The following is a 7,937-nucleotide window of genomic DNA, read 5'->3' on the forward strand; positions in this document are numbered from 1 at the left end:
ATTTCAAGGGGGCTTCTTTAGCTTTTTTCATGATATCTAGCTGTCGATAGATTCATATTCATTTAATAATTCTTCAAGATCTTCCAACGAGAGTTTGTCATAACCGTAGTCAGAGGACGTTTTTTCGGTTTCATTTTTGCCCGTACAATGGCTGATGACCATTTGCAAACTTTCTTTGAATGCTTGATTCAATTCGCTGATCGTATCTGGAGAATACTCGTATTCGTTAAATGTCGTACTGATCATCAATTGCCTGCCGACAACAACTGAATCGATTTCAACAGAAGCATCTCTTGCACTTTTTTCTCCGATGCTTTGACCTGTTGAAAGCTTTGACGATGAAAATTGTTCAGTCGTCAGATCATGATCGAGCTCACCAAGATAATTGAATAAGATCGGAGGCTTTTCATCCTTTATAAGCCCTTCGTCTTTTCTCAAATACTTGAGGATGCCGTATCCGATTCCATTATTCGGTATTTTCCGCAAAGTTTCTTTCACGATCTTAATCATCACAGACAAGTCTGTTTCATCTTCTAAGTCGATGAATACCGGATACATTGCGGTGAACCAGCCGACCGTTCTCGTAATATCCACATCTTGCAAAATATCATCTCTTCCATGGCCTTCCATAAGAATTTTCAGCCTGTTTTCCCCCGTCAGCTGCCTTGAGGCGATCAACAAAGCCGTTAAAAGGAGATCATTAATCTGCGTATTGTATGCTTTATGCGCATTTTTCAGGAGCTGTTCCGTCTCCATTTGGCTGAGGGATATTCTGAGTGTTCTGCTATTTTCATAGTTATCATGTGCCGCTTGGCGATGTTTAGGGAGGAATGCCATCTTTCCTTTGGATATCTCCCGCCAATATTCTTGTTCTTTCAGGAGCTTTTTGCTGCTTGCGTACTCAGCCAGTTTTTCGGAAAACGTTTTGTACGAATCCGTTTTATAACCGAGCTCTATCGGTTTGCCTTGCAAGGCTTGACCGTATGCCGCTTCAAAATCCTCGAACAATATTCTCCAGGACACGCCGTCTACCAAAAGGTGATGGATCGCAATCAGCAGATGGTCTCCCTCCGTTGTTTTAAACACGCAGAGCTTGATCATTTTGCCCTCGCTGATGGATATGTCTTTTTGAATATTCGTCGCTATCTGATAAACAGTTTCCTCGAGATTTTTTTCCGTTTTCAAATCATAGACATTCAGATCGAAGACGCTGTCTTCCAAGCCGCGGTTATGCTGAATGATTTCACCGTTCTTCTCCCGATAGACCATCCGTAATGCATCATGGTGTTCTGTGAGTTTACGGATAACCTTTTCGACGATCCTTTCAGCAAACCCGTTTTCCCTGTAGAGCATAAACGCTTGATTATAATGGTTTTGCTCCCTTTGATTCGCTTCAAAAAACGACCTTTGCACAGGAGTCAGCGGCACTTGCCCTTGCACGATTTCGCTGGTGCGAGCTTTCGTTTCTTTTTTGACATATTTACTGAGGTGTCTGATGGACGGATTGGTAAACAGATCTTTAACCTGAAGCTTGAGATCGGCTCTTGATAATTTTGAAACGATTTGCAGAGCCTTAATTGAATCTCCCCCGATTTCAAAAAAATTATCGTTGATTCCGATTTTGTCCCTGTCCAGCACCTCCTGCCAAACAGCGGCCAGCTTTTCTTCCGTTTCATTGCGCGGCGCTTTATATCCGTTTGCCGCTATGGCATCTCCGGCAGGTTCAGGAAGCGCTTTTCGATCGATCTTTCCGTTTGGCGTGAGGGGCATCTTGTTGATTTGAATAAAATAGGAAGGGAGCATATAATCCGGTAAATGATCGGACAAATATTCCCTCAGTTCATTTGCGTTTGTTTTCGCTCGAGCGACAATATAGGCGCACAGGTACTTATGTCCTTTCTTGTCTTCCCGGTCTATAACGACAGCTTCGCTGATGTTTTGATTTTCCAAAAGCTTCGTTTCAATTTCGCCTGTTTCTATTCTGAAACCGCGAATCTTGACTTGGTGATCGATTCTCCCGAGGAATTCGACATTTCCATCAGGCAGCCACCTTGCCAAGTCTCCCGTTTTATACATCTTCCCCCCGGCGGCAAAACGATTTGGAACAAACCTTTCCTTCGTGAGTTCCGGTTTGTTTAAGTATCCCCTCGCGACCCCTTCACCGCCGATGTACAACTCACCATAAACGCCGACCGGCTGCGGGTTTAATGAGGAATCCAATATATAAAATGCTGTATTGTCCAGCGGCTTTCCTATCGGCGTATTCGCAATCTCTGGAATCCGATCCAAAGCTTCTTCATAATAGCCGGAATCGACAGAAGCTTCTGTGACGCCATAGCTGTTGATGATTCTCATCCTTTGTCCGAACCGTTCAACGAGCCACTTATAATCTTTGATCGTGCAAGTGTCAGAACCCATGATCAACAGCTTCATGCTTGAAAGGTCAAGCTTGTGATGATCGATATATTTCATCAAAGGAATGATCAGGCTTGGCGTCGATTCCAACATATGAATGCCGTATTTGTTGATCATGTCATACAGCAGATTCATTTCCAGTTTGACATCATCCGGGACCATATACATTGTTCCGCCGTTGAGAAGACTGCGGCATAAATCTCCTGCGAATACATCAAACGACATGCTGGCAAGCTGGAGCAGGTTAACTGAAAATGATGCCAATTCATAGTGCTTTCTCCAAGTATAGTGGGCATGAATGATATTGCGGTGCTCGACCATCACGCCTTTCGGGTTTCCCGTCGTACCCGAGGTATAGATGACGTATGCCAAATCACCGGGGGAATTAAGATGCTCCAAATTGCTTCCATCCGTGTCGTAAGCATCGGCCTGATCGATTTGGATGATTTCTCCGGCAAAGCTGATGCTGCCAATAAGCTGATGCTGGGTCAGCAATAGATCAGCTCCGCTATCCGTGATAAGATATTGGATGCGCTCTTTCGGAAGCCCCGGATCGATCGGCATGTACGCCCCGCCGGCCTTTAGAACCGCCAATATGCCTGTCACCATTTCCAACGAACGCTCCGCCATGATTCCGACTACTGACTCCCGCTGAACCCCTTTTTTCCGCAATGTTCTGGCCAATTGATTCGCTTTTTCATTTAATTCGCGGTATGTCAACATATGATCTTTGAAGACCGCCGCCGGATGATTCGGTGATTTTTCGGCCTGCTCTTCAAACAGCTCAGAAAAAATTCCCGACGGGTGTTCGGCGTTCGTATCATTAAATTGATACAGCACTGTGTTCCTTTGTTCCTCTGAAAGCATGCTGATTTCGTTTAACGGCTTCTGCGGATGATCGGAAATATCTCTTAGGATATTGACGAAATGCTGCGCCAGCGTTTCGGCGGTTTCTTTTTTATACAGCCTTGTGCAGAATTCCAGGTGAAACGTAATGACGCCTGCGGACTCTGCTGCTGCCAGCGACAAATCGAATTTTGAAATCTGAAACTCCAAATCAACGGGTTCAACATGCAATCCCTCTATATCAGGCTCTGCATCATCCAGCGCCTGCATATCAAACATTGTGTCAAATAAGGCATTTCTGCTGATGTCCCGTTCCAAATCTAATTTGTCTACGAGTTCATCGAAAGGATAATCTTGATTTTCATAGGCGTTAAACGTATTTTCTTTTACATCTTGCAAATACTCAATGAATGTCCTGCCGCCTTTCGGATGGTTTCTCATCGCAAGGGTGCCTACGAACATCCCGACCGTCTGTTCCAACTCCTCCCGGGTTCGCCCCGCAATCGGCGAACCGACAATGATATCTTCCTGTCCGGTGTATTTCGAAAGCAGTATTGTATACCCGGCCAACAGCAGCATATACATCGTGACTCCGTTTTCTTTCGCTGTTTTTTTCAGCTTATCCGTCAGCTCTCTTTCGATTGCAAATGCGATTCGATCTCCTTCATAGCTTTGCATTTGCGGCCTTGGAAAGTCCGTCGGCATGTTCAGAACAGGGATGGCGTCTTGAAAAACGGATAGCCAGTATTCTTCCTGTTTTTTCAACCGGTCTTTTTGACAGGACTCTCGCTGCCACTCGGAATAATCTTTATATTGGATCTTTAACGGTGCAAGTTCCTTTTCTTCATATAAAGCCGCCCATTCTTTCATCAAGATCCCGATTGATACGCCATCGGAAATGATATGGTGCATATCAAGCAGGAGAATGTGTTCGGCTGCGTTCACCCTCACCAGCTCCGCTCTCAGAAGAGGGGCTTTTTCCAGGTCAAACGGTCTGATAAATTGATTCATCCGTTCCCGAAGGCTGCAATTGTCAAGCTCCCGGTATTTCATTTCAAATGTGACCCCTTCGTTTATATTCTGAACGGGTTCGCCATTGATGGTCACAAAGGATGTTCTTAAACTCTCATGTCTTTTGATTAGCGTTTTGAAGGCCTTCTCGGCCTTTTTCGTTTGGAGCCCACCTCTTATTTTCATCGCAAAAGGCATATTGTAGGCGGTTTGGCCTTCTTCGATTTGATTGAGGATGTACAGCCTTTTTTGAGCGGAAGAAAGCGGGTAGTATTCTTTCTTTTTCGCTTTTAGAATGTCGGATTGAACTTGTTTTTGTTTTTGTACGATATAAGCTGCGATGTCTTTAATCGTCGGATGGCTGAAGATTTCCTTTAGCGTCACTTCGACTTTTAATGCCGCTTGAATTTTCGCGGCCATTGAAAAAGCTTTTAACGAGTGTCCGCCGATGTCAAAGAAATGGTCGTTAATCCCGATCTGTTCCGCTGGCAAGATATCCTGCCAGATCGATAAAAGTAAGGCTTCCGTTTGATTGCGCGGGGCTTCGTAGCGGGCTTGGGCAAATGCCCCTCGATCCGGCTCCGGCAATGCCTTAAGATCAGCCTTTCCATTGATCGTGCGGGGAATTTGATCAAGCTTGATAAAGCAGGACGGAATCATATACTCCGGAAGGTCCTTCGCCAAGCGTTCTTGAACCTGCTCAATATCTGCGTTTTTGTTATTGAATGCGATGTAGGCGCATAGATATTTGCTGTTTTCCTGATCTTCCTTCGCCACCACGATGGCTTCATTAATATCGTCGTTCATCAGCAACCGGTGTTCGATTTCTTCCAGTTCGATCCGATAGCCGCGGATTTTGACTTGGCTGTCGATTCTGCCTAAAAACTCGATGTTTCCGTCAGACAGCCATCTGGCTAAATCGCCTGTACGATATACTCTCTCGCCTGATTCGTCCAGCACAAAGGCCGCTTTTGTCAATGTTTCATGATTCAAGTATCCCCTTGCGACCCCTTCGCCGCCGATCAATAGTTCGCCCGGTACTCCAACCGGTTGCGGCCGGCCGTATTGATCTGCAATGTATACTTTATAATTGCTTAAAGGCTTGCCGATAGGAATGCTCGTTTTTTTGCGGTCTGCGCTGCTTAGTTGATAATAGGTTGCACAAACTGTCGCTTCCGTGGGACCGTAAGAATTGTAAACGTCGGCGCCTTTGATGATATTTTCGACGTACTCAAATTTTAATACGTCGCCTCCACTGATAAATTTCATCTGCGGATGAAAGGTTAAGTGCTGATTTTTATCGATTTCATTCAATAGAAGCGGGGAGCAGCTGACAAGTGTGACACGATGCTTCCCGATCGTTTTCACCAGTTCATCAATGTTCAGATCGCTTACTTTTCTGCTGATCACCAAGCGCCCTGAGCAAGCTAAAATAGGGTAGACTTCTTCAGAAAATGCATCAAATGAAAAGGATACGACTTGCAAAACTGTATCATCTTCGCTCAAAGGGATCCTTTTCGTAAAAGCATCAACATAATGAACGACATTGCGGTGAGTCGTCATGACACCTTTCGGCCTGCCTGAAGAACCCGAAGTATAAATTACATATGCCAAATCAGAAGCCTTATTGACATTTGGGAGATTTTCTTTGCTGAAAGATCGGGTGTCTTCGGCGGTTATCAGTTGACGCCCGTCTATTTTCGATTTAAAGGGCTCCTGGATGACGACCATATCAGCCCCGCTGTCTTCCAGCATATATTTGACTCTGTCCTCCGGATAATCCGGATCAATTGGCAGATAGGCTCCGCCGGCTTTTAAAATTCCGATAATTCCGATGATCATCTCGAATGAACGGTCTGTCATGATCGCGACAATTGTATCCGGCTTTACGCCCTTCTCTCTTAAAAGCCAGGCCAATTGGTTGGCTTTTTCGTTCAGCTCTCTATATGTCAATTGCTGATCTTCGAATATAACAGCGGGGTGATCGGGTGTTTTTTCAGCCCGCTCTTCAAACAGCCGGCTGAGTGTCTTGTTTTTCGGACCATCTGTCTTCTCATGATTGAATGTATGTAAGATGATGTCTTTCTCCTCTTCCGACATCATCCTAATCTCGCTTAACGCCAGTTCAGGGTGATGAGCAGCGTCTTTTAAAACATTCAAAAAATGTCCGGCCATTCTTTCAATCGTTTCTTTTTTATACAGATCCGTGCAATATTGAAAATCAAATTTCAGGTTGTCTCCATGCAAAAATGCCGTCAGGCTTACATCGAATTTCGCGACATGAAATGGAATATCATACGTGTCAAAATGCCCCCCGCCGGCTTCAGATGCGAAATCATCCGCATGCTGCAGATCAAACATCGTATCAAACAGCGGATTTCTGCTCATGTCCTGTGTCAAGCCCAGATGTTCGATCAATGCATCAAATTGATAATCTTGATTTTCATAGGCGTTCAATGTATTGTTTTTGACCGTTTGGACATATTCGCTAAATGTCATGTTCCCCGTTGGCCGGTTTCTCAGCGCAAGGGTGCCGACAAACATCCCGATTGTCCCGTTTAAATCGGCATGCGGTCTTCCGGCAATCGGCGAGCCGACAATGATATCCTCTTGTCCGGTGTATTTTGACAGCAGAATGGTGTAGCCTGCCAAAAGAAGCATGTACATCGTAACGCCGTTTTTTGCGGCTATCGTCTTCAGTTTTTTTGTGGTGTCCTGATCCAATTCCACAACCGTTCTGTTCCCTTGAAAGCTTCGGATTTTCGGTCTCGGAAAATCAAGCGGCATATTCAATACCGGAATGTCTCCCCGGAAGGTGTTAAGCCAATACGCTTCCTGCTTCTTCAACCGGCTCTGCTGCTCGATGTCTTTCTGCCACTCTGAATAATCTTTATACTGAACCGCCACCGGAGGTAATTCTTTGCCTTCACAGCAGTCGGCGAATTCCTTCATTAATATTCCGATAGAGATGCCGTCTGAAATGATATGATGCATATCAACGATCATCATATGCTCAGCTTCATCCACTTTTACGATTTCCGCTCTTAAAAGCGGGGCTTTTTCTAATTGAAAAGGTTTGATGAAACGGCTGATTTTCTCCTGGATGCTTTGATCCCCCAACTCGCTGTATTCAAGTCGGAACTCGGCTTCCTGTTCGATTTTCTGCACCGGTTCGCCATCGAGCATGACAAAAGAAGTTCTTAACGATTCATGCCTTTTGATGAGCGCTTTCCATGCCTGTTCAATTCGGCTGATTTGAACTTCACCGTTTATTTTTACTGCCATCGGCATGTTATAGGCCGTTTTGCTGTCATCAAGCTGATTTAAAATGAACATCCTTTTTTGTTCCCTTGACAAAGGATAGGTTCCGCTTTTAGACGGCGCCGCTTTCGGAAAGCTTCGCTCAATGTCCGTTTCGCCCGCTTCCAGCGCTGCGATGATGTCATCTTTATACCGCTTGATTTGCTGTTTTAAGTCAGCCGTCAATAATTCTTGAGGACCGATGATTTTGATTTTTCCCTTGTTATGGTATAAGGTGATATTTTTCTTTTTCAAATCATTTATGAAGTCCATTATGCTCATACTCATCTCACTCCATTCGTCAGACTTGCGGCCAATATCAGAATCGTTTTTTTGCGGAAAATGGGGAAGCTGTACAATCTATC

The 7,937-nt window shown here is 44.8% G+C and carries 1 protein-coding gene; it reads right to left on the reverse strand.

Going from position 1 to position 7,937, the window contains the following annotated elements:
• Nucleotides 1-36 precede the first annotated feature (36 nt).
• Nucleotides 37-7,854 carry a bacitracin non-ribosomal peptide synthetase BacB gene (bacB, locus tag CP943_RS13180; RefSeq protein ID WP_105981065.1) on the reverse strand — a complete coding sequence of 2,606 codons (7,818 nt, stop codon included), beginning with the start codon at nucleotides 7,852-7,854 and terminating at the stop codon, nucleotides 37-39.
• Nucleotides 7,855-7,937: the final 83 nt, after the last annotated feature.

Source organism: Bacillus paralicheniformis (assembly GCF_002993925.1).
GTDB classification, from domain to species: domain Bacteria; phylum Bacillota; class Bacilli; order Bacillales; family Bacillaceae; genus Bacillus; species Bacillus paralicheniformis.